We start from the raw sequence: 21,476 nt of genomic DNA, 5'->3' as shown, positions 1-21,476 counted from the left end.
ATTTTATCACCTGCAACGTTATCGCCTTTGCCGAATTGATTAATGTTATTAGACATAGTTTTTAGGGGTTTGTAATGGAGTTTTAGGAGTTGATGGGCTGGTAAGGCTTGCATGGCATAGGTTTGACCGTCATCATCGCTGAATTCTACTTCGTATACTTCGGGGGCGAGGATTTCGACAATAGTTCCAACTTGACCCGCAAGGAGGTTATGTTCGGATAAGGGAGTTTTAAGAGCAACAATATCTAATAAATTGAGTTTGTTTGGGGTCACAAGCATGGGAATTACCTCAAAATATAGCAACTAACCAGACGGGGAAAATCTTCGGTGGGGCGGACGATCCAAGTTGTGCGAATGTTGGCAGTGTTTTGGTTGCGGGTGATGGGGAAATCGACGATGTAGCGTTGACCATATTCATTTAACTGGCTGGGAATTGCTTCATAATTCTGAATCGCATCTTCGATTAGCACTTGCAGAATTTCTGCATCATTGCTATCTAAGTCTAGGATAGCGGCAAATAGTTTGGCCTTGTGCTTTCCGCGATCGTGTTGGGAGTTGAGGCTATAGTTTTGCAATTTGTTGCGATCGATAAACGCTAATTCAAAGTTGGGTAACTTCATCCTGTTTTATCGCCTTCGACCCGATCGCCACCAAAATTATCGCGTTCTCCATGTTGGTTAATGGTTTTAGAACGGCGATGATCATTAATGTTAACGGAAATATTGTAAGGACTATCTTCTAAGACTTCTACATCTAAGCCGATCTGTTTTCTTTGACGTATTCCAATGTCTTCATAGCCATCTAAGAGTTGACGTAAATCGAGGTCTAATCTTAGTTTGCCGATAGAGACTGTACTTTTACCCATTAATTCGAGTCCGAGGAGTTCTTGGTAGTCGAGGGGTGGATGTTTGGGATGGCTGGGGACGGGAACCCATTCGGTGATTTCGAGGTTGGGGAGGGTGTTGTGGATTTTTTGGAAGACATCGCGGAGGATGCCGAGAAATAAGCGGCGGGTTTCTTGGCGTTTGCTAATGGTGATGAAGATTTTTTTGTCTTCGGGATCGGCTTTGATCCGAGCAATGTTGTAGATTTCGTTGTTTTCTTGATATTGCAGCATTACGCCACTGCGCCAATAGATTTGGTTATGGATTTTTTCGTGGGTAATGACGATGAAGCGGGAGATGATGCTTTCGGGGAGAACTTTGTAATGGTATTGAAATTCGAGGGTTTCGCCTTCTAGTTCTGTTTCGTCTGGTTGGTCTTTGGGCAGAAGTCCCGCAATCAGGAATTGTGGTGGTTTACAATCTAATTCAAAGCAAAGCTCAAATTCTTTCATCAGCCCGATCAAATAGCCGTGACGCTGGGTGGGATAACGCTCTGGATTGAGGATGCAAGTGAGATCGGCGGGGGTGAAAATGCCTTTGGTTTTAGTTTTAAGGTTTTCATCGCTCAGGAGGGCGTAAATGCCTTCTGTCACCCAGTTGGGTTTGAGGACGTTGGTATCTTTGAGGATGGGATGATCGCGGAAGTTGAGAACTAAGCCGAGTCGATGCAGCAAGTCGATTAGTTGCTCTTGGTTTTGTTCTTCGGGAATCTCTTTTTGGTGGCAGATGCCGATGTAGCGGTTGTAGCTGATGAAGTCTTCAGGCATGGATTCGAGTTTTTGTTTAACCTCGAACCATGAGAGTGGTAGAAGGTCGTAGACTTCTTTGAGGTTGCCGACTTGCTGTAAAATGGCGGTGCGAAGTTCATCAATGCCGATATTGTCTTGGCAGGAGGTTTCGATAATGTCTTGGATGTTAGGATATTTTTCGCGTAATGCCTTGCGGTTGATGTCGAGGGGTTGTTCGTCTTTTTTGTTGCCAACGATAATCACGGGGGACTGTCCGCCGAAGCTTTCGATTAGTTTCAGCCAATATTCGATGCGGTTTTCTTCTTCGCTGGTGCGACAATTACAAACGAGAAGATAGAGGCTACGCTTAGTCAGAAAAAACTGATGGGTAGCATGATAAATTTCCTGTCCGCCAAAGTCCCAAACATTCAGGCGGATGTCTTTGCTATTGACCGACACGTTCCAAGTTTCCACATTAAGTCCGTCGGTTTGGGGTTGATTTTTATCATATTTATCGCGGATTAGTCGCTCGATAAGGGATGTTTTGCCGACGCTACCTTGTCCGATGAGCAATAGTTTGGCTTCGTTGAGTGGACGCACTTCACCGCTACGGAGTAATTGCAAATAATTGAAAATCTTTTTAACTGAACCAACACGATCAAAAGATCCTAAAATCTCTGGTGAAATAGGAAGCGGATTTCCCCGTAAATCTAGAGTTTTCAATTTTGGCAAACTTTCGATCGCCTCTGGAATCTGGGTTATTTGGTTGTAACTGAGGTCAAGCTGCGTCAGATTGGTTAATTTAGCGATCGCCTCTGGAATCTGGGTTATTTTGTTGTCACTGAGGATAAGCTGCGTCAGATTGGTTAATTTAGCGATCGCCTCTGGAATCTGGGTTATTTGGTTGGAACGGAGGTTAAGCTGCGTCAGATTGGTTAAATTAGCGATCACCTCTGGAATCTGGGTTATTTGGTTGGAACGGAGGTGAAGCTGCGTCAGATTGCTTAATTTAGCGATCGCCTCTGGAATCTGGGTTATTTGGTTGCCATCGAGGTGAAGCTGCGTCAGATTGGTTAATTTAGCGATCGCCTCTGGAATCTGGGTTATTTTGTTGCCATCGAGGATAAGCTGCGTCAGATTGGTTAATTTAGCGATCGCCTCTGGAATCTGGGTTATTTGGTTGCAAGTGAGGATAAGCTGCGTCAGATTGGTTAAATTAGCGAGCGCCTCTGGAATCTGGGTTATTTGGTTGTTATAGAGGTGAAACTGCGTCAGATTGGTTAAATTAGTGATCGCCTCTGGAATCTGGCTTATTTGGTTGCCATCGAGGTGAAGCTGCGTCAGATTGGTTAAATTAGTGATCGCCTCTGGAATCTGGCTTATTTGGTTGCCATCGAGGTGAAGCTGCGTCAGATTGGTTAATTTAGCAATCGCCTCTGGTATCTGGGTTATTTGGTTGAAATCGAGGTGAAGCTGCGTCAGATTGGTTAATTTAGCGATCGCCTCTGGAATCTGGGTTATTTGGTTGAAATCGAGGTGAAGCTGCGTCAGATTGGTTAAATTAGCGATCGCCTCTGGTATCTGGGTTATTTGGTTGCCACTGAGGTGAAGCTGCGTCAGATTGGTTAATTTAGCGATCGCCTCTGGAATCTGGGTTATTTGGTTGTTACGGAGGATAAGCTGCGTCAGATTGGTTAATTTAGCGATCGCATCAGGTATTTCAGTTAGCTCTACTCGAATTAAGATAAGTTCCTCTAAATGTAGTATTTGCGTTACCACATCGGGAATGCTCTCTAAAGGATTGCCACTAATATCCAACTTACGTAAATTATGCAAACCCAATAGTTCCAGAGGAAGCGTTTTTAAATTGTTGCCCGAAACCTTTTCGAGATACCGGTTTCCTACTTCTTCATAACCTTCAACCTTCTTTCCCAAAATCAAAGACTCAAGCTGCTTCAACTTACCAATTTCTACAGGTAACTCAGTCAACTCCTGTCCCGACAAGTCTAACTCTTGCCAACCCTCAGCCACGGCGCGATCTATCAGTTGCAATAACTCTTCCTGCGTCATAATTCCAAGGAAAACGGTGAGGAAAGAAGATTGATCAAGATTATCTTAACTGATTAGGGAAAATGCTAGACCATCATTTTTTGGCGATCTGTCAGTTCGCTGTTTGGCATATTGCAGATTTAGGCGATGCTTGCGGCGGGCTACGCCAACGCGCCTTGAGATGATGGGAAAAGGCGATCGCAAAACATAATAGCCATCATTACCAATGCTCTATAACCAATCCATCCACATAATCAAAATCTGAATCATCGGTCACAAGCACCCAACCATGTTCCAGACAATGCGCTGCAATCCAAACATCATTCATAGGAATTGGTCGTCCTTTGCGCTTCAAAGCCGAACGAATCTGAGCATAGATAACTGCCGTTCTCTTTTCCACAGGCACAATCGTACAAACTTCCATAAACTCCAAATATCGAGGAAGATTTTTCAACCGTCGAGTCGAGTTCTCAGCCCCAAACAGTAACTCTCCCGCTACTACCACCGACAACAATATTTCTGGTAACGCCAACACCCTTGAAACAACATCAGGATCACCATTCAAAAAACGTATTGCAACAGAAGTATCTAATGCAATCTCACCACTCATTTAAATCAACCTGACGACAATCAGCTTGAATTGCTTCCTGTAAATTAGCCGCCTCATCATCACTCAAAATACCAGCAAATTTCGCTAGAGGATGATGACTACGCGTTGTCTGAACCCGATGCAAAAAATCTAACATTACTTTAATTAACTCATCTGGAACCTCTGCAAGTTCTTGGATAAGCTGCTCGCGGCTAGTCATGCATTTCCCCTCTTTAGCAAAGTTTATCGTCTAATATTATAACGAATCACTGAATCAGTCTCAAATTGATATTGTGCGCCTTACTGCCCCCCGCGATCGCAAAATTTGACCACCCAAATACTCATGGTGGAGTTCGCTTTTACTTTCTGCTTCTAAATATTCGGCAATCGAAAAAACGGGAATCTGCGATCGCATATCTTTAAATGTGGTTTCTGGCTATCTCTGTTATTATACCTGCGCTCAATTTTTAGCCTTCTTTACAAAATCGATTGTTAAGTTTAATATCATATTCAATCACTTCATTCAGGAAATAAAACAACCATCCGTCATACTAAAACCAATATAGAAAATGAAACCAAATTGACGCTAATTAAAATCATTCATACGTTGATATGGGTATTCTTCAATTTTGTGATTTTCTATATGCTTTATGCCGCGTAGGCGTAGCCCGTCGTAGACATCGCAAATAAACTTGATATGTGGCTCTGGATTGGTTATGGATTTATATTGCTAGAAGGGCTAACCCTACTAACTTTTAAATCTCACTGCCCATTAAATCTGCTTGCCCGAAAATATTCAAATTCCAAAAAGGACAATTTTGATATTTATCTTCCAAGTTGGTTAGCCAAGTACACGAAGTTAATCTATACAACTATTTTCGCAATCATTCTTATCATTACTATCTATCCAATTCTGAATTAACAACCATAGGTAAGCATCATGTGGATGAAATGGATTGCAATGATTGGTGTTTTAATCATAGTCTGCCTCGGATTTGCTGCGATCTATGGTAGCTATAGCTGGCAGTTAAACACTGATAACTTACGAGCCAAATTAATAAATGGACGGCAAACAATTAAGCCCCAAATCTATGAGCAAAAAGAAATTGAAGGCTTACCAGATCCCGTACAGCGATTTTTTCGGACAGTACTCAAGGATGGACAAGCGATCGTGGCTGTGGTCAAGCTCTCTCAGCAAGGACAGTTCAATCTGAATGAAACGGAAGCCAAGTGGAATCCGTTTACCGCCACCCAACTTGTGATGACTCAACGCCTCGGTTTTGATTGGGATGCACGCATCCAGATGGCTCCAGGAGTTAATGCCTTTGTTCATGATACCTATCTCTTAGGAGAAGGTAACTTACACGCATCATTACTTGGTCTTTTTACGGTTGCAAAAATACACAGTACGCCTGAAGCGAATCAAGGTGAATTATTGCGGTTCTTTGCTGAAACTACTTGGTATCCCACTGCTTTATTACCTAGTCAGGGTGTGCGCTGGGAAGCGATAGATGACACCTCCGCTCGCGCTACTTTGACGGATGCTGCAACAACTGTCTCCCTCGTATTTCAGTTTAATGCTGAAGGAACGATCGCTACTTGTCGGGCTGAGGCTCGTTATCGTGACAAGCTGACTGCTATGCCTTGGGTCGGTCGATTCTGGGAATATTCAGTTCGTAATGGGATGCTTATTCCCTTAGAAGGCGAGGTGGGATGGGAGTATCCAGAAGGCACTCGGCTCTATTTTAAAGGAAGAACTACAGAGATTCACTATGAGTTCGCGTCTTGATTGACTGCAATCAAAACAAACATTAGGACTTGCCTTGTACGCTGCTGCTGGCGTACTGCTAGTGATTCTCCTGCAAAGACGCTGCGCGATCGCATCTACCAAAGTGATAAGCTGTTATGTATACAACTTGCACAATCAGGGCGGGCAAGATGCCCACCCCACAGGCATTTTGAAAAAATATTAGTGCAAATTAAAGGCGCAACAGCTTAGATACCTAGAGTTGCGATGTCTGCGACGGGCTACGCCTACGCTAAACCTGTTTGGGCAGCTATTTTAGCGTTGTTTTTGGGTGGAGCTTTTTTTGTCTAGATTAATCAGCTTCTCAATTTAAGCAAGAATCGACTGCGTGGCATTAATCATAATACCGTTAGTTGGGTGATCTTTCTAAGCATTGCCATCGACTTATTTGGTGATGGCTTAATGATTGGCACTAGTCTAACGATCGCACCTCATCTAGGGGTGGTGCTGACATCGGGAAGAGTTGTGGCTCACATTCCCGAAGGATTTATCACCAACAGCCTGAGACAACTGAAGCTAATTTTGTTTAATTATTTAGTCTTAATTAATACTGAAGTTTTAAAACGATAAGGCCAAGAAGTACGACAAGACCTAGCGCTCTCCGAAAATAATTAACGCCTTGAAATAATTCCAGCCACGCCCAAGTAAACAAGGAGCCATAAGCTACTAGGTCTAACAATATATTAATTTTGCCGCTTGAAAAAACTAGAGTTAGTAAACTAGTTACTATCCAAACAATAAGCGGTAGATTTGGCATCTGTGCTAGAACAATGTTACCTTCGTTGTCGCGGAAGGTTTTATCAACCAATGTATTTTGCATCATTTTTAATTGCTAGTTAGACTTACAAAAAGGACTAGGTACTCATGTGAGAATAGATTTGTAATCAAATACAAATCCAATAATGATATTAAACATTAAAAACGGTCTTTTAAACTATCTAATTGCTGAGATGAGAGCGGTGAAGCATATTCCTATATGACTATGTTAAGAAGCATACTCACACTCTATTTGCCAAAATATCTGTCGGGAGTTTTTTGCATTTTGGAGCGATTGTGATAGCTTTTATCTTCTGCCTCCAGCAAGAACTGCCTCAAAGTCCGTAGTTTTATCCTTTATCTAAAAGAAAACTGCTGTATATCTGAAGTTGAGGGTCAGTCTAAAATTATTCTCTCTCAAGAGGCATGAAAGTAGCTTGTTTCAACAGCTAAACTATTGGTTTGTTGGGCTATGCAGTAATTGCGGGAAATTGGGAAGATTATATTCAGCAGTTTTTTCATAAACCTTTTGTTCACCTCATCAGTCTCGATTCTGTCTGATGTGCTTGATATTTCCAATTAGTTCATTATTTGATGATGATATGGCACGCCGAGGGGTCAAGGATATACGTGTTTTTTCGGTAGTTGCTCTTTTTCTCTTGTTTGGGCCATTAGTATATCTGTGTTTACGTCCGTCATTACCAGAAAGTTTGTTAAAAGAGGGTCACTCCACAGCAAATAGCCCGTTATGACAATGCTACTGTTCTTTACCCAAAGGCAAAAGGGTGAGTAAATGAGCCAAAATGGAGTTGTCTAGTTTAATTGCGTAGGCGCAGCCCACCGTAGGCATCGCTTCCTCAATTGCCCTAATATCTCCAATGTGGTGCTGTAGGTTGGGCTTCTGATGTGGGCTAGTGTATATGCAAATTACTTAGTCTTTATAAAATATTTTCTACTCTCTTGGTACTTGCTTTATAGTTACTACTTTTAAGGCAGTTAAACTTTATATTCTAAAATAGACTTTACATCTTGACTATTTTTTAGAAAAACATATTAGTTTGCTTCATCATTTCTTGAATTAAAATTCCTTGATAATACCCATGTAGTAACAGATTAAGTGATTGATATTAGAAAAGTAGTTGAAAAATTGAACTTGTCTAATATTATGAATAAGAAATGGGCTGTTAAACGACTTACAATCAACCTCACATCAGGTGAGGCTGAGAAATTGGAAAGATATTGCTCAAACACTGGCAGACCAGCAACAGATGTAATTCGGGAATTAATTCGCTCTCTTCCAACTGAAAATGAAGAGTAAAAAACCTTAAAGAAAAGGAAAACTAACCAAGAGAGGGAATAAAAGTTTCAATGAGCTTGATGCTAGACAAGACTTGTCAGCAAGAGATAGTTCTTCCAGGGGGAAAGAAAAGAGGAATTGGGACAGGTTGCGTTTTGCTGGGGAGACAGTTTCCCCTTTTCACCCTGCTTATTGCTCCCGCCTCCATTGTCTATAAAGGTCACAGATTTCGGCAAATTGGCAACTGATGTTGTGCTGTTGGAGCTTCAATAGAGATATCAACAGCGTTAGACAGTGAAGAAGTTGTGGTTTGAAACACAGCTTTAACCCTGCATCACTTCTCCCGCTCTATGCCAGTTGTTGTGTGAGTGCTGTTGAATGCCTCTACATTAGTGATACAGTACTCAAAAGAGTTCAGTTCCCGCTCTACAACTGGCTAGAAATGACATAAAAACTACATAGGACTTGCAGATTTCTTCGAGAATGAAGCATTATTTGCGTTTTGGAGTTAGAGAGCGATCGCAATGCGATCGTGCCCTCTCGCTCAATATCGTAGTCAATCGCCCAACCATCGAACCTCTCAAGAATATCGAAAGCCGTGTGTTTATGAACTTGTAAATCACAAAGTACTGCGATCGTATTTATAGCGCTTCTCGTTTACGTGAGGTACACCCTACACCTCGTGATATAATGTTGTTCAACATCTGAATGGGAACTACTATATTGAAATCATCACTAATAGTTTGATCAGCAACTATAAAACGAATTTTATCCCAATTTTTTCTTTGGCAAGTAATCCATAGATAGAGACTGCTTTACAAGGAAAAGCTTTAATTTATATACTTAATAAATCTTTTACGTAATTAAACCATATTCAGTTTTTCCCCCCGCCCCGTGCTCCCCTACCTCTTTTTACCGTTGATTATATAATTGTGACTTTTCACCACATCTGAAACAGGTCATTTTGAGGGTTTTTCAAGCCCTGATTTTATCATTAGCAGGTAAAATTCACAGAAAGTTATAATAAAATGACATTTATGGAACCTTCTGGAACTCTTGCTGGTTTAGATATTCTGGTAGTTGAGGATGATGATGATACTCGCTTCTTCATCACTACTGTGTTGGAAATGGATGGAGCAAAAGTTATAGCAGTGATATCAGCAGATGCGGCACGCAAAGTTTTATCTGAATTGCAACCCGATGTTTTAATTTCTGATATTGGTTTACCTGGGGAGGATGGCTACACTCTCATCCGCCAAATCCGTGCGCTCAAACCAATGAATGGTGGACGAGTCCCGGCTATTGCTTTAACAGCCTTTGCTGATACTGAGGATCGTATCCGTGCCTTGGAAGGTGGTTTTAACACTCATGTATCTAAACCCATTGATCCTGAAGAACTAGTTGAAATAGTGGCTAGCTTAGTTGGTTCTTGTAATTGGTAATTATTAATGAAGCGCTACTGTTCAATTACTTCCTCCTACCCATTTTTCCACCTTGATGCACGCCATTTTAAGGCAGATATAGCGGTTCCCATACAACATTATATTGCCAGGTGTAGAGGCACGGCACTGCCATATTCTTACCAATACACCTCACATAAACGAGAAGCGCTATATTTAAGTTGCTATTTTTTAAAAGTTCTCTAGTTCAATATTTTTGCTGAATCCCTAATGTCTCGATGCCATCGTCCATCTTCACCTAGTCCAGGAATTTCATTGATGCCTAAGGTTTTTCTCAAAGCTAAATACGATTTACCTTCTTCCGTAATGTGAAAATAGTTTTTTAAATCGCCTTCTCCATCTTGTTGAACTTTTTCAATTCCTTTGCCCAGAAAATTATTAATAAATCCCATAGCTCGAAGATGCTTCAGTTCCATTGCTAAATCATCGTCAAATTTAAAGTTAAATTCTTCTTGAGAATTAAGCTTAATTAGATGCTTAAGTTCATTGCCATCAATCAGATATCTAACTAAAAATTGCAACGTTGCTGATTGTTGCTCCTGAAGCAAGTCAATCCCCTTTTGTTGTGTATTCAGTTCGGCGATTTGCTCATCTTGCAACTTATTGATATCATCTCTAACTTCTTGCTTGAGTCTCTTTAGCGCAATTCCCGTACCTGAAATTGAGATATCATCTATGTTATCTAGCAAACCTGAGTTAAACAGCAAAATCAAACTAAATATAATAACTTCCGTATTTCCAATTCTACGGTTTTCTTGAGGAGTTGGGGTAGGAGTAAGTACGATAAAGAGTAAATACAATAATCCTGTAATAGACGCTATCTTTAGAACCCACCAGTTCATATTTCGCTTATGCTTTTCTTTGGGTAAGCTAGCGTTGGAGTCTGGCGGTGACAACGACTGTTCTAAACTACGCTCAGATTGATTAAAAACTAGTTTTTTGAGCGTTTCTAGCTCTTGATTCGCCATTTAGGTTCGGTGGTAGGATAAGGGACAAAAGATACTGATTCTCGATGCTGGAGCTGTATAGGCAAGCGCTGCCTTTGTAGAAGATAATGCAGCGCTATCCACTCAACAACTAACAATTTTAAACGCCAGCAGGCTGCTCATTGAGCAATTCTTGTATCACTTCATCCACCGTTTTTTTCAGATAAACGGCTCGTTCATCTACTGCCCTTACCCAGTCAATAGGAAACCAATGGTGTTGTCCATCAGGAGCATTATTCTTTATCAATTTGATGTACTTGCCTCCCTCCACAGAGTCGATATTCCCAATATGTGTGTCAGATGCCCCTGATAAACCACCTGGCCCTTCTGCATAAACTGGCAAATGTTCTTTAATTTGTGATACGTCCATTTTGTACCTCTTGATTGAATTGGTAAAAAGTAAAACCTAAATCTTACTGAGTAGTTTTGCTTGTAAACAGATAGCTTTTTATTCAATTACACTAGAGGATACGCTGCATTCTTGATGATGTGCTTCATTCTACAGACAGATGGTGTTGTACCGAAATCAGTAATTTAATTTGGGTAAAAAGCTTTTAAGGGCTAATGCTTTAAGTGAAAATAAAACCGCTTTGCAAAGCTATTGGATTATCTGCCCAAAGCTACCATAGCGAAACTCAGAGCGACGAATGCCTTTTTCTTTAATAGTGGTTTCAAATCTGCGTTCCCCTCTGATCTCAACTGCCTCTGGGGACACTTTCACATCCAAATCATCTGGTTTATGCCTACTAAAAAAGAAGTAATCTTTATGCAATTGTTTCTATCCACTGGTTTGAAGCTCTGTGAACAATTACTGCATTTTTAGATACAAATGAAATTATAAAGAAAACCAACAGTAGCTAAAATGCTCAAAATACTACTAAAGAGCTAAGACAGATTCCTGTAATTTAGGTAACATGTCGTTATTTGTTTTAATACTGATGTTCATATAAGACTTAATAGCTGGGAGATTTTCAATGAAAACTAAAAAGTTAGGCAAACAGGGACTGGAAGTTTCAGAACTGGGACTTGGTTGCATGGGAATGTCTGAGTTTTACAGTGGTCGTGATGAATCTGAAGCGATCGCCACTATCCATCATGCTCTGGATCTTGGAGTGAATTTTCTCGATACTGCTGATATGTATGGGCCTTTCATTAATGAACAATTAGTAGGTAGAGCAATTAAGGATCGTCGAGAGCAAGTAGTATTAGCAACCAAGTTTGGCAATGTTCGTACCGAAGAAGGTGGTTGGAAAGGAGTTAATGGCAGCCCCGAATATGTCCAAACAGCTTGTGATGCTTCACTTAAACGCTTGGGAGTAGAAGTTATTGACCTATACTATCAACATCGAGTTGATCCAAACGTGCCAATCGAAGATACTGTAGGGGCAATGGCTCAATTAGTACAGGCTGGTAAAGTGCGCTATTTAGGGCTGTCGGAAGCTGCCCCCGCGACAATTCGACGGGCCGCGGCAGTTCATCCAATTACCGCGCTACAAACAGAGTATTCTTTGTGGAGCCGTGACCCAGAAGATGAAATTTTACCTACTATACGAGAACTAGGAATTGGTTTCGTTCCTTACAGTCCTCTTGGTCGTGGGTTTTTATCGGGAGCCATCACCCGTCCTGAAGACCTGGCAGCAGATGATTACCGGAGAAATAATCCCCGGTTTCAGGGGGATAATTTCTATAAAAACCTGCAATTAGTTGAAAAAGTCAAGGAAATCGCTGATGAAAAGCAAGTCACACCTGGCCAACTTGCTTTGGCATGGCTACTGGCTCAAGGTGAAGATATTGTGCCGATTCCTGGTACAAAGCGGCGCACTTATTTAGAAGAAAACATCGCAGCAAGTGAGATTGTTCTAACTACAGATGACCTTAGTCGGATTGAAGCAATAGCACCAAAGGGGATTACCGCAGGCGATCGCTATCCTGATATGAGTACTGTTAATCGCTGAGGAAGATCCAAAAAATAAGTAGGTAGGCGTAATTAAACATAACTCTTGTGGGGTGGGCCGAAAAGCCCGCCTAGCTTATGCAATTTCAATGTGGAACAGCTTAATTGTTCCGTCAAATCTGTCCTCTGCGTAAATCCTGATCTGTACAAGAATTGCGATCGCTTACCAAAATGGTTGCATTGAGCAATCAAATGCGAGATGCTAAAATAGCACCTCGCAAACCGTAACGCTTGGTTATGGCAAAGCGCTAATTCCGATTAAACAACCACAAAATTGTTTTCGGTTAGTGATAATCCAGTAGATAATTGTGCAAATTGTACCTGAGTAAACCCAGATTTACTACCATCTTGGTCAAAGAACAATCCACCTGTAGCGCTGTTGTAGATAAATCGCTCTTGCTTAGTGGTTGCAGATGTTCCGATGGTAAACTGAGTAGCTTTGAGTGAACCTGATGATAACCCCCCACCAAAGCCAGCAGCCGATACCTGAATCAGTTGATTAGTTATGTTGAAGCCATCAATACTATCAATGCCTTCGTTGTAACTATTGAAACCAAAGGTAACAGTAGCAGTACCAGATGGTGCATCGAAGCTGATATCATTACCGCTAAGGCTATCATTACCTTCGCCACCGTAAAGGATGCTATTACCTGAATATTTAGTAGCAATCAAGGTATCGTTACCTGCACCGCCAATAATCGTATCATTGCCACCAAAGCCCGACAAGGTATCGTTGCCATTGTTCCCCACAATCAAATCATCGTAGTCTGTACCTGAGATATCTAATCGTTCGATATTCTTGTAACTAACTCGATTCGTGCCGCTCGTAATTGAGCCAATGTTACTAGTGGCATTGAATGTCAAAGTGATTCCTTTGGTACTACTGGAATTGCCATAGACAGACAACAAATCGTCACCCTTACCCCCATCTATCGTATCATTGCCACTATAGCCGTTCAAGGTATCGTTGCCATTGTTCCCCACAATCAAGTCATCGTATTGTGTACCTAAGATATTTAATCGTTCGATATTCTTGTAACTAACTCGCTTAGTACCATCCGTAATTAAGCCAGTGTTAGTAATGGCATTGAATGTCGAAGTGATTCCTTGAGTTACATTGTAGCTGCCATTGACAGACAACAAATCATCACCCTTACCCCCATCTATCGTATCATTGCCACTACCTGTGGAGAGCGTATCGTTGCCATTGCTCCCCACAATCAAGTCATCGTAGTCTGTACCTGAGATATCTAATTGTTCGATATTCTTGTAACTAACTCGAGCAGTACCGTCCGTAATTAAGCCAGTGTTAGTAATAGCATTGAATGTCGAAGTGATTCCTTGAGTTGCATTGTAGACATTGACGGACAACAAATCGTTACCCTTACTCCCATCTATCGTATCATTGCCACTACCTGTGGAGAGCGTATCGTTGCCATTGCTCCCCACAATCAAGTCATCGTAAAATGTACCTATGATATATAATCGTTCGATATTCTTGTAACTAACTCGATTCGTACCGTCCGTAATTAAGCCAGTGTTAGTAATGGCATTGAATGTCGAAGTGATTCCTGCGGTAGCGTAGGTGTAATCGACGGCAAACAGCAAATCGTCACCCTTACCCCCATCTATCGTATCATTGCCACTATAGCTGAAGAACGTATCGTTGCCATTGCTCCCCACAATCAAGTCATCGTATTGTGTACCAAAGATATTTAATCGTTCGATATTCTTGTAACTAACTAGATTCGTAGGCGTGGTAATTGATCCAATGTTAGTAGTAGCATTGAATGTTGAAGTGATTCCTGCGGTAGCAGAGGTGTAATTGCCAGACAACGAATCATCACCAATACCTCCATCTACTGTTTGAGTCACTAAAGAAGAGGGGTCAGTATATGGGTCTGTTATTGAGATGCCTACCTTTAAAGAGTCATTGCCAGCGCCACCAGAGAGCAGATTATTACCTATTGAATAGTCAGCACTTAAGTTATCATCACCAGCATCACCAATGAGTGTGTTATTGCCTGTTGAATAGTCAGCACTTAAGTTATCATCACCAGCGCCACCGTTGAGGGTGTTATTGCCTATGATTGGACGACCAGGTGAAAATGTGTCTCGGAAAAGGGAGTAGGCACCAGAGGCAAGTAGATTATCATTTCCATCGCCACCAGAGAGTAGGTTATTGCCTTGTGAATAGTTAACATTCAAATTATCATCCCCAGTACCGCCAACGAGGGCGTTATCCCCAGCACCACCGCCAACGAGAGCGTTATCCCCAGCACCGCCAACGAGCGTGTCATTGCCCACACAACCAATGAGAGTATCATTCCCTGTACCACCCCGCAGCAAGTCGTTGCCACTTTTGCCGTCGATTTTGTCATTACCGCCCTGACCATTAATTACATCATCTGAGTCATCTTTTCCCGTAATGTTGTTGGAGAGGTCATTGAGGAAAGTTACCGTGTTTTTGATGCCCAGCTTAGTTTCAGTGGAGTTGGCATCAAAGACATTAAAGCTGTCGGTGATGCTAGTTTGCCCATTAAACAGGATATTGCCAACAGCTGCTGTTGCACCAGTTGCTTTCTGGTTCTCCAAGTTTTCTAATTTGAAGTTTTGCAGAATGACGGTTCCACCTCCCCCTTCAAACGCAATTTCTAAATTGCTGCCATTCTGGGTTAGCAACAGATTTCGGGCAATGAACAAGTCATTGTTTTGAAATTTTAAGATATCCACTTCGGCAATGACTGCTGCTGTCGGGTTTGTTCCTTTACCGACGCCACCGAAATCAGTGATAATATCAATGCCCTGGTAGGAGCCGGAGTCGTAAACAAATTTATCCTTACCGCCGCCACCAGTCAAGGTGTCGTCGCCCTCTTTACCTGTAATGGTATCGTTGCCTGCAAGACCGTTAATCGTGTCAGCTAAGTCGCTGCCCACTAGCGTATCATTACCCTTGGTTCCAGTGATATTTGCCATAACTTTTACCTACCTAAATCAATTTTTTCAGTAACTTCAGTTATCAATCGTGAATTTAGTGCTGTTTTCGGGCACAAAAATTCGCCTAAATTTGACGTTTTAGGCATATTTTATATCTCAAGAGTGAGGAACAGTAATATTCATCAAAGACTCACCTTATGAAAAGGCTTTTCGATCGCACTTATCTAACTATCAAAGGAGAACAACAGTTTTAAGCGCTATACAAATTCATGAGCGCGTGCATTTTGTCAAACAAATAGTTTCAGGCTTTTTTCACTTATCTTTAATCAACCATGAAAGCTGAAAAAAGCTCGACAAATCAAGATTGAATGTCTAAAATTCAGACTTCATAGTTTGTTTTTTTGTCAATGGGTAATTCCTACTACTGTGAAAATAGACAAAAGTTCACTCTTGATAGGCAAAAATATTTTTATAGCCTCGTTGTGGGCTATTGCCCGTGAGTGTCTAGCCTGAAAATAAAGAACATTGAAATAATTCTGTACTAACTATATACTACTTGCATACTACCGGATTTATTTAAATGTCTTTACTTAAAGACACATCTTTGTATATTCTTCAGATTATTTACCGTTCAGTGTAAGTATAAGTACTTTTGGTTATATATTGCTGAACGGTTACGCTTTTTGAGGCGATCGCTAACCTGAAATCACAACAGCTAAAGTCTTTCAATGTGGAAACTAAACTTTTAAAAATTGTGCAGCTTAACCAGACATACATATTAGATTAATATAGCAACGGTGGTATCATTGCATCAAAATGATCCCGTAATTTTGTCTAGATATAGAATTCTATCGCCCTGCCAACGATAGATAATTTTTGAAAGGAGTTTGCTGCAATGTCCACAACACCTACTACTCGACTGATTTTAGAGACTTTACTCCCCCATCTGAAAGTAGCAGCAGCCTATGCCCGTTTTCTGCAACCAAAAATTGCTGCACTTCCCGCCAAAGAACAAGGAAACAACTTTTTTAGTGCTGCACTTACTGATGCAGATGTGGCTATTCAAAATCTGGTAGAAGTAGTACTACTGGGCACTTTCCCAGATATTCGCTTTTATGGTGAAGAGTATGAAAGTTCTAACAATACTAAGTATTTTCGTGCTACCGATCTCGGTTCAGAAGGTGATTATTTAGTCACGCTCGACCCCATTGATGGTACGAAATTTTACATGGATGGACATTCTAATTACCAAATTATTCTCGGTATTCTAAATTCGGATGACTTTGAAGCAGTAATTGCTATTTCTCCTGCCCAAAACATTTATTTTTACGCTCTCCGAGGTGAAGGTGCTTTTAAAGGGACGCTGGATATGAGTTTAGAAGCCTGTGCCCCGTTATACATAACATCCGCTAAACCTGCTATTTTGTTGGGATGGGGAATGAATGCGATCGCAGATTTACTAAAAGATCGATATAAAGTCATCGATATAGCAACTGATTACTCTAGTGATATTGAAATTCCCAGTCTCAATGGTATTCTCAGTGGCGATTTAAGTGGAGCAGTCATCAAATCGGGCAAATTTCTTGATAGTGCTGGACTCGCTTTTATTGCGAAAGAGGCTGGCTGGATTGTAACTACTCTGGATGGTTCAACTTTACCACCACTGCATACTTGTGAAAACTATAGTATGCCTGGATTGATAATAGCTGCCTCAAAATCTGTTCATCAAGACTTACTGAAAGCGATGCAAAGCTTCAAAAGTGCTGAGTAAAAAATAATCAGTAATTTGACAAAATGAAAATCTGTATTGTTGGCGCGGGTGCAATTGGTGGATATTTAGGGGCAAAACTGGCACTAGCAGGTGAAGAGGTAACGCTAATCGCTCGTGGTTCTCATTTGGAGGCAATTAAAAAAAATGGGCTGAAGTTGCTTATGGCAGATGGTTCTAGCCAAATTGCTACTCCATTTCTGGCAACTAGGGATATTCAGGAAGCAGGGACGCAAGATGTAGTAATTTTAACTGTGAAGGCTCACAGTGTACCTGCGATCGCACCTCTTCTCCCTGCACTCTACAATCCTCACACGATGGTGGTGACAGCCCAAAATGGCGTTCCTTGGTGGTACTTTCGCAAGTATGGTGGTGAGTATGAAGGTACGCGAATTCAATCTGTTGATCCAGATGGGATTATTGAAGCTAGTATCGGTGCTGAACGCGCTATCGGTTGTGTTGTTTACCCGGCAACTGAGATAATTGAACCAGGTGTGATTAAGCATATTGAAGGCGATCGCTTTACTCTTGGTGAAATGGATGGCACTAAAACAAAACGCATTCAATTATTAGCACAGACTTTAAAACAAGCAGGATTTAAAACACCAATCCGCAATCAAATTCGCACAGAAATTTGGATCAAGTTATGGGGAAATGTGGCGTTTAATCCCATCAGTGCCTTAACTGGTGCTACTTTAGAGGATATTTGCCGCTATCCCCTCACCCGTGAACTAGCGCGGCAAATGATGACAGAAACTCAAGCGATCGCAGAAAATTTAGGTATAAAGTTTGGCATCACTTTAGAACAGCGAATTAATGGCGCAGAAAATGTCGGTGCCCATAAAACCTCAATGTTACAAGATATTGAAGCCGGACGCCCCACCGAGATAGATGCTATTGTTAGTGCAGTCGCAGAATTGGGAAAACTTACTCAAATTTCCACACCTCATATTGATGCTATTTATGCCAGCGTCAAGTTGTTAGAGGCGACCAAAGTAAGAATTTAACAGGCGTTAATTACAACATTTCATTAATTCGTAGCGAATTCTCCGCGTACCTTTGCGCTTACCTCTGCGTCCCTCTGCGTTTAAATTTCAACCCTCAATTCCCCACGATTTTACGCGTTTCAGGTGCAGAATTTCAATTATATAATTATCAACATGAATAAAAAGAAAGTATGGCTATCAACAATATTAGTTGTAGCATTAGTAATCAGCATCATCGGACATAGTAATTCTCTAAAAGCTGCTTCACCTTTAGGTAAAGACACGCTGACGATGATTACTTCCCCAGATTATCCTCCTTATGAGTTTTATGATACTAAAGGAGGCGATCGCCAAATCGTTGGCTTTGATATAGATATTGCCAAAACCCTTGCTGAAAAACTAGGGTTTAAGCTTCAAATAATGGAATCTGATTTTAATGGGTTAATTCCTGCACTCCAAGCAAATCGCGCTGACTTTGTAATGGCTGGGATGACTCCTACTCCAGAACGTCAAAAAAATATTGACTTTTCAATTATTTATTACGAAGCCAAAGATACCATTGTCGCTCCTAAAGGTAGCAACCTAAAGCAGCCCCAAGACTTATTAGGAAAAAAAGTTGGCGTACAACTAGGAACCATCCAAGAACAAAATGCTCAGAAAATTGCTAAAAAATTTGCGGGTATTCAGCTAAAGCAACTCAACCGAGTGCCGGAAGTAGTTCAGGAAATCAAATCTGGACGAATTGATGCAGCAATTGTTGAGGATACCGTCGCTAAGGGATTTGCCCAAGCTAACCCAGATTTAGAATTTAATACTATTCCCTCAGAGGAGCAAAGTGGATCAGCGATCGCTTTTCCTAAAGGTTCTTCTTTTGTAGAACCGTTTAACAAAGTTCTTCAACAAATGAAGGACAATGGCACATTGAATAAACTTGTTGCCAAGTGGTTTTCACAGAATATTACCGCTAATTCTGAATCTTCAACTCCTGCCAAAGGCGGATTAAATCTCGATTTCACCAGAATTCTTCCAGACATTCCCTTTATTCTTCGCGGAATCCCTTTAACTTTGTTGTTTACCCTATTATCCGTATCCTTGGGGTTAATTTGGGGAACAATCCTGTCTCTATTAAAAATTCTTGGCATCAAACCGCTTACCTGGGTTGCTAACGCCTACACCTCTGTTTTTCGAGGTACACCTTTGCTATTACAGTTGGCGTTGGTTTACTACGCAACACCCCAGCTTATAGGCTATGACATTTCAGCATTGCAAGCTGGGGTGCTAACTTTTACCCTAAATTCTGGCGCTTATATGTCGGAAACCATCAGAGGTGGGATTCAAGCGGTAGATAAAGGGCAAAGTGAAGCGGCGATGTCTATGGGTGTTCCCTATTGGTTGATGATGTGGGATGTGATTTTACCGCAAGCATTGAAGAATATTCTCCCCGCATTGGTAAATGAAACTATCGGATTGCTCAAAGATTCCGCGCTGGTGTCAACCATTGGGGTGGTGGAAATATTACGCAGCGCCCAAATCGTTGGTGCAAATAAGTATATTTATTTTGAACCACTGTTATTTGCAGGGTTAATCTACTATGTTTTAGTAATGGGTATGACCTTGGGTGCATCTGCTTTAGAAAGGAGATTACGGGAAAGTGAATAATGTAGTAATTCGCACGGAATTCTTATGTAAATCCTTTGGTAAACTCGACGTACTCAAAGACATTTCCACTGAGTTTTATCAGGGAGAAGTGGTTGCTATACTAGGCCCTTCTGGTTCAGGTAAGTCTACCTTTCTGCGATGCATAAACTTGCTAGAACAACCCACCAGAGGAAGAATCTATTTTCACGAGCAAGAAATTACCAAGCCCAAGGCAAACATCGCTAAGGTGCGCCAGCAGTTGGTGATGGTATTTCAGCATTTTAATTTATTTCCTCACATGAATGTGCTGCAAAATGTCACCTATGCACCCATCAAGGTGAAAGGAATTAACAAGCAAAAAGCACAAGAACATGGCTTAGAATTGCTTGCTAAGGTAGGTTTAGAGTCAAAAGTGTCTGTGTACCCATCTAAACTATCCGGGGGACAAAAACAGCGAGTAGCGATCGCTCGGGCATTAGCAATGGAACCAGAGATGATTTTGTTTGATGAACCCACCTCTGCATTAGATCCAGAAATGGTCAAAGATGTGCTGGAAGTGATGAAAGCTTTAGCATTATCGGGAATGACCATGGCGATCGTTACTCATGAAATGGGGTTTGCCAGAGAAGTTGCCAATCGGATTATGTTCCTCGACCAAGGTATTTTAGCAGAAGATACTACTCCTGGCGAGTTTTTCCACAATCCTAAGTGCGATCGCGCCAAGCAGTTTTTAGAAAAAATGCTTTAGAACATCACGAATTTGCCGCTTTTTTTGTATTCTTGAAACTTTTCTAAAACAGGGCGATCGTTTGGCATTAACGTAGGTAAGTCTGCCAAATCAAAAAATTCTAGCGCCAGCGATTCTCCATCTAAGCACGCGAGGCTACCTTCCCATTCAACGGCTCGCAAAATCAAAATGAAATTTTGGACGCGATCGCCATTGGGATAAGTTACAGTTTCAAAGGCTGGATTGGAAGAAAACCCCACAGCTTCAAAACGCCTAACCGTTAAACCAGTTTCTTCAAAAACTTCTCGTGCTGAACATTGTTCGGCAGAGTCACCTACTTCTGGACAGCCACCAGGTAGCCCCCAAAGTTTGAAATCACTTCGCTTTTGCAACAAAACACGCCCCAAATTATCCTCGATAATCACGCGTGCGCCAAATAATAGAAGTAGGCGATCGCCTACAATTTGTCGTAACTTACCGAGATAAGAATCTGACCAATTCACCATAATCTAAGAGAAAGTTTGTAAAGAAAATCTAAAGGTAGCAAATAGCGTCTATATTTACTTCAGTATTTGTACATCTGGATAATAATGAAAGAAAAACAGTCGACAATGTTTGCGTAGGCGTAAGCCCGTCGCAGATATCGCTGTCTTCAGTACCAACCAATCAAGCATATTAGTTACTATTATATAGGACTAATGTTTGATTTATGAAAAAGCTCGCTACAGATCGAAAAGCCTAATTCCTTATTCCCTACTCCCTACTCTCCACTCCCCGCCCACGTAGATAATTTCAAAAATCAAATACGATTCCTATAAACATTTCAACGATTGATAATTTAGATCAATTTGCAGTTGAATAGACCACAATAAAAATGTACAATTTGTGCGCCCTTATAATTCCTCTTCTAA

The 21,476-nt window shown here is 41.2% G+C and carries 23 protein-coding genes; 11 read left to right on the top strand and 12 right to left on the bottom strand.

Annotation, left to right across the window (positions count from 1 at the left end):
• The 6 genes from VE944_RS19860 to VE944_RS19835 form a co-directional block, all read right to left on the bottom strand.
• The coding region (locus VE944_RS19860) for a DUF4926 domain-containing protein (RefSeq protein ID WP_324980707.1) at positions 1 to 278 on the bottom strand (278 nt) is incomplete at its 3' end.
• 5 nt (positions 279 to 283) lie between these two features.
• Entirely contained in the window at positions 284 to 619 is a 336-nt protein-coding gene (locus VE944_RS19855; protein ID WP_324980703.1) for a DUF6883 domain-containing protein, read from the bottom strand.
• Entirely contained in the window at positions 616 to 3,681 is a 3,066-nt protein-coding gene (locus VE944_RS19850) for a leucine-rich repeat domain-containing protein (protein ID WP_324980700.1), read from the bottom strand. Before VE944_RS19850 ends, VE944_RS19855 begins: the two co-directional genes overlap by 4 nt.
• A 199-nt stretch (positions 3,682 to 3,880) precedes the next feature.
• The gene (locus VE944_RS19845; RefSeq protein WP_324980696.1) at positions 3,881 to 4,270 is read right to left on the bottom strand and encodes a type II toxin-antitoxin system VapC family toxin; all 390 of its coding nucleotides are present in this window, start codon (positions 4,268 to 4,270) and stop codon (positions 3,881 to 3,883) included.
• The gene (locus tag VE944_RS19840) at positions 4,260 to 4,469 is read right to left on the bottom strand and encodes a hypothetical protein (RefSeq protein WP_324980692.1); all 210 of its coding nucleotides are present in this window, start codon (positions 4,467 to 4,469) and stop codon (positions 4,260 to 4,262) included. Before VE944_RS19840 ends, VE944_RS19845 begins: the two co-directional genes overlap by 11 nt.
• Before the next feature lie 60 nt (positions 4,470 to 4,529).
• Complete coding sequence (locus VE944_RS19835; RefSeq protein WP_324980690.1) at positions 4,530 to 4,664, bottom strand: hypothetical protein; 135 nt, start codon at positions 4,662 to 4,664, stop codon at positions 4,530 to 4,532.
• A gap of 525 nt (positions 4,665 to 5,189) precedes the next feature.
• Here VE944_RS19835 and VE944_RS19830 point away from each other — a divergent pair.
• The 3 genes from VE944_RS19830 to VE944_RS19820 all read left to right on the top strand — a co-directional run bounded on the left by VE944_RS19830 (position 5,190) and on the right by VE944_RS19820 (position 6,626).
• Positions 5,190 to 6,038, top strand: coding sequence for a DUF6920 family protein (locus tag VE944_RS19830; RefSeq protein WP_324980687.1), 849 nt, complete (start codon positions 5,190 to 5,192; stop codon positions 6,036 to 6,038).
• Positions 6,039 to 6,072: 34 nt separating this feature from the next.
• Positions 6,073 to 6,222: a hypothetical protein gene (locus tag VE944_RS19825; RefSeq protein ID WP_324980685.1), complete on the top strand. Its 150-nt coding sequence runs from the start codon at positions 6,073 to 6,075 to the stop codon at positions 6,220 to 6,222.
• 191 nt (positions 6,223 to 6,413) lie between these two features.
• On the top strand, positions 6,414 to 6,626 hold the full coding sequence (locus VE944_RS19820) for a hypothetical protein (RefSeq protein ID WP_324980682.1): 213 nt from the start codon (positions 6,414 to 6,416) through the stop codon (positions 6,624 to 6,626).
• Here VE944_RS19820 and VE944_RS19815 read toward each other — a convergent pair.
• Entirely contained in the window at positions 6,601 to 6,876 is a 276-nt protein-coding gene (locus VE944_RS19815; protein WP_324980713.1) for a hypothetical protein, read from the bottom strand. The genes VE944_RS19820 and VE944_RS19815 overlap by 26 nt on opposite strands.
• Positions 6,877 to 7,977: 1,101 nt before the next feature.
• Here VE944_RS19815 and VE944_RS19810 point away from each other — a divergent pair.
• From VE944_RS19810 to VE944_RS19800, 3 genes are all read left to right on the top strand, one after another.
• Positions 7,978 to 8,130 (top strand): CopG family transcriptional regulator, encoded by a 153-nt coding sequence (locus VE944_RS19810; RefSeq protein WP_324980679.1) that lies wholly within the window; start codon positions 7,978 to 7,980, stop codon positions 8,128 to 8,130.
• Positions 8,131 to 8,592: 462 nt separating this feature from the next.
• Positions 8,593 to 8,727: a hypothetical protein gene (locus VE944_RS19805; RefSeq protein ID WP_324980676.1), complete on the top strand. Its 135-nt coding sequence runs from the start codon at positions 8,593 to 8,595 to the stop codon at positions 8,725 to 8,727.
• Between the two features lie 419 nt (positions 8,728 to 9,146).
• Complete coding sequence (locus VE944_RS19800; protein WP_324980710.1) at positions 9,147 to 9,551, top strand: response regulator; 405 nt, start codon at positions 9,147 to 9,149, stop codon at positions 9,549 to 9,551.
• Between the two features lie 200 nt (positions 9,552 to 9,751).
• On the opposite strand, the gene VE944_RS19795 is transcribed toward VE944_RS19800, so the two are convergent.
• The 3 genes from VE944_RS19795 to VE944_RS19785 all read right to left on the bottom strand — a co-directional run bounded on the left by VE944_RS19795 (position 9,752) and on the right by VE944_RS19785 (position 11,327).
• A complete protein-coding gene (locus VE944_RS19795) occupies positions 9,752 to 10,537 on the bottom strand; it encodes a hypothetical protein (protein ID WP_324980673.1) in 786 nt (261 codons plus the stop codon).
• A 118-nt stretch (positions 10,538 to 10,655) separates the two neighbouring features.
• Positions 10,656 to 10,925 (bottom strand): DUF2171 domain-containing protein, encoded by a 270-nt coding sequence (locus VE944_RS19790; protein WP_324980670.1) that lies wholly within the window; start codon positions 10,923 to 10,925, stop codon positions 10,656 to 10,658.
• A 228-nt stretch (positions 10,926 to 11,153) separates the two neighbouring features.
• On the bottom strand, positions 11,154 to 11,327 hold the full coding sequence (locus VE944_RS19785; RefSeq protein ID WP_324980667.1) for an Hsp20/alpha crystallin family protein: 174 nt from the start codon (positions 11,325 to 11,327) through the stop codon (positions 11,154 to 11,156).
• 202 nt (positions 11,328 to 11,529) lie between these two features.
• Between VE944_RS19785 and VE944_RS19780 the strand changes: the two genes are divergently transcribed.
• Entirely contained in the window at positions 11,530 to 12,510 is a 981-nt protein-coding gene (locus tag VE944_RS19780) for an aldo/keto reductase (protein WP_324980665.1), read from the top strand.
• Between the two features lie 257 nt (positions 12,511 to 12,767).
• On the opposite strand, the gene VE944_RS19775 is transcribed toward VE944_RS19780, so the two are convergent.
• Positions 12,768 to 15,485: a beta strand repeat-containing protein gene (locus VE944_RS19775; RefSeq protein WP_324980663.1), complete on the bottom strand. Its 2,718-nt coding sequence runs from the start codon at positions 15,483 to 15,485 to the stop codon at positions 12,768 to 12,770.
• 856 nt (positions 15,486 to 16,341) lie between these two features.
• On the opposite strand from VE944_RS19775, the gene VE944_RS19770 reads away from it, so the two are divergent.
• From VE944_RS19770 to VE944_RS19755, 4 genes are all read left to right on the top strand, one after another.
• The gene (locus VE944_RS19770; RefSeq protein ID WP_324980660.1) at positions 16,342 to 17,217 is read left to right on the top strand and encodes an inositol monophosphatase family protein; all 876 of its coding nucleotides are present in this window, start codon (positions 16,342 to 16,344) and stop codon (positions 17,215 to 17,217) included.
• Positions 17,218 to 17,240: 23 nt separating this feature from the next.
• Positions 17,241 to 18,221, top strand: coding sequence for a 2-dehydropantoate 2-reductase (locus VE944_RS19765; RefSeq protein WP_324980657.1), 981 nt, complete (start codon positions 17,241 to 17,243; stop codon positions 18,219 to 18,221).
• 153 nt (positions 18,222 to 18,374) lie between these two features.
• Positions 18,375 to 19,859 (top strand): ABC transporter permease subunit, encoded by a 1,485-nt coding sequence (locus tag VE944_RS19760; RefSeq protein WP_324980654.1) that lies wholly within the window; start codon positions 18,375 to 18,377, stop codon positions 19,857 to 19,859.
• Entirely contained in the window at positions 19,852 to 20,586 is a 735-nt protein-coding gene (locus VE944_RS19755; RefSeq protein WP_324980651.1) for an amino acid ABC transporter ATP-binding protein, read from the top strand. Before VE944_RS19760 ends, VE944_RS19755 begins: the two co-directional genes overlap by 8 nt.
• Here VE944_RS19755 and VE944_RS19750 read toward each other — a convergent pair.
• Positions 20,583 to 21,071: an NUDIX hydrolase gene (locus tag VE944_RS19750; RefSeq protein ID WP_324980648.1), complete on the bottom strand. Its 489-nt coding sequence runs from the start codon at positions 21,069 to 21,071 to the stop codon at positions 20,583 to 20,585. The two genes, VE944_RS19755 and VE944_RS19750, sit on opposite strands and share 4 nt — an antisense overlap.
• Between the last annotated feature and the right edge of the window lie 405 nt (positions 21,072 to 21,476).

The sequence above is a fragment of the Nostoc sp. genome (genome assembly GCF_035638895.1).
GTDB lineage: Bacteria > Cyanobacteriota > Cyanobacteriia > Cyanobacteriales > Nostocaceae > Nostoc.
The sequence above is the reverse complement of the archived record's forward strand: the minus strand, read 5'-3'. Positions and strand labels throughout refer to the sequence as shown.

What these genes read in the sequence shown, in the direction of transcription:
- VE944_RS19770 (WP_324980660.1), top strand. Translation starts at nt 16,342, where the DNA reads ATGTCCACAACACCTACTACTCGACTGATTTTAGAGACTTTACTCCCC.
- VE944_RS19810 (WP_324980679.1), top strand. Translation starts at nt 7,978, where the DNA reads ATGAATAAGAAATGGGCTGTTAAACGACTTACAATCAACCTCACATCA.
- VE944_RS19795 (WP_324980673.1), bottom strand. Translation starts at nt 10,537, where the DNA reads ATGGCGAATCAAGAGCTAGAAACGCTCAAAAAACTAGTTTTTAATCAA.
- VE944_RS19805 (WP_324980676.1), top strand. Translation starts at nt 8,593, where the DNA reads ATGAAGCATTATTTGCGTTTTGGAGTTAGAGAGCGATCGCAATGCGAT.
- VE944_RS19765 (WP_324980657.1), top strand. Translation starts at nt 17,241, where the DNA reads ATGAAAATCTGTATTGTTGGCGCGGGTGCAATTGGTGGATATTTAGGG.
- VE944_RS19760 (WP_324980654.1), top strand. Translation starts at nt 18,375, where the DNA reads ATGAATAAAAAGAAAGTATGGCTATCAACAATATTAGTTGTAGCATTA.
- VE944_RS19845 (WP_324980696.1), bottom strand. Translation starts at nt 4,270, where the DNA reads ATGAGTGGTGAGATTGCATTAGATACTTCTGTTGCAATACGTTTTTTG.
- VE944_RS19750 (WP_324980648.1), bottom strand. Translation starts at nt 21,071, where the DNA reads ATGGTGAATTGGTCAGATTCTTATCTCGGTAAGTTACGACAAATTGTA.
- VE944_RS19830 (WP_324980687.1), top strand. Translation starts at nt 5,190, where the DNA reads ATGTGGATGAAATGGATTGCAATGATTGGTGTTTTAATCATAGTCTGC.
- VE944_RS19780 (WP_324980665.1), top strand. Translation starts at nt 11,530, where the DNA reads ATGAAAACTAAAAAGTTAGGCAAACAGGGACTGGAAGTTTCAGAACTG.
- VE944_RS19790 (WP_324980670.1), bottom strand. Translation starts at nt 10,925, where the DNA reads ATGGACGTATCACAAATTAAAGAACATTTGCCAGTTTATGCAGAAGGG.
- VE944_RS19815 (WP_324980713.1), bottom strand. Translation starts at nt 6,876, where the DNA reads ATGCAAAATACATTGGTTGATAAAACCTTCCGCGACAACGAAGGTAAC.
- VE944_RS19855 (WP_324980703.1), bottom strand. Translation starts at nt 619, where the DNA reads ATGAAGTTACCCAACTTTGAATTAGCGTTTATCGATCGCAACAAATTG.
- VE944_RS19840 (WP_324980692.1), bottom strand. Translation starts at nt 4,469, where the DNA reads ATGACTAGCCGCGAGCAGCTTATCCAAGAACTTGCAGAGGTTCCAGAT.
- VE944_RS19850 (WP_324980700.1), bottom strand. Translation starts at nt 3,681, where the DNA reads ATGACGCAGGAAGAGTTATTGCAACTGATAGATCGCGCCGTGGCTGAG.
- VE944_RS19775 (WP_324980663.1), bottom strand. Translation starts at nt 15,485, where the DNA reads ATGGCAAATATCACTGGAACCAAGGGTAATGATACGCTAGTGGGCAGC.
- VE944_RS19835 (WP_324980690.1), bottom strand. Translation starts at nt 4,664, where the DNA reads ATGCGATCGCAGATTCCCGTTTTTTCGATTGCCGAATATTTAGAAGCA.
- VE944_RS19800 (WP_324980710.1), top strand. Translation starts at nt 9,147, where the DNA reads ATGGAACCTTCTGGAACTCTTGCTGGTTTAGATATTCTGGTAGTTGAG.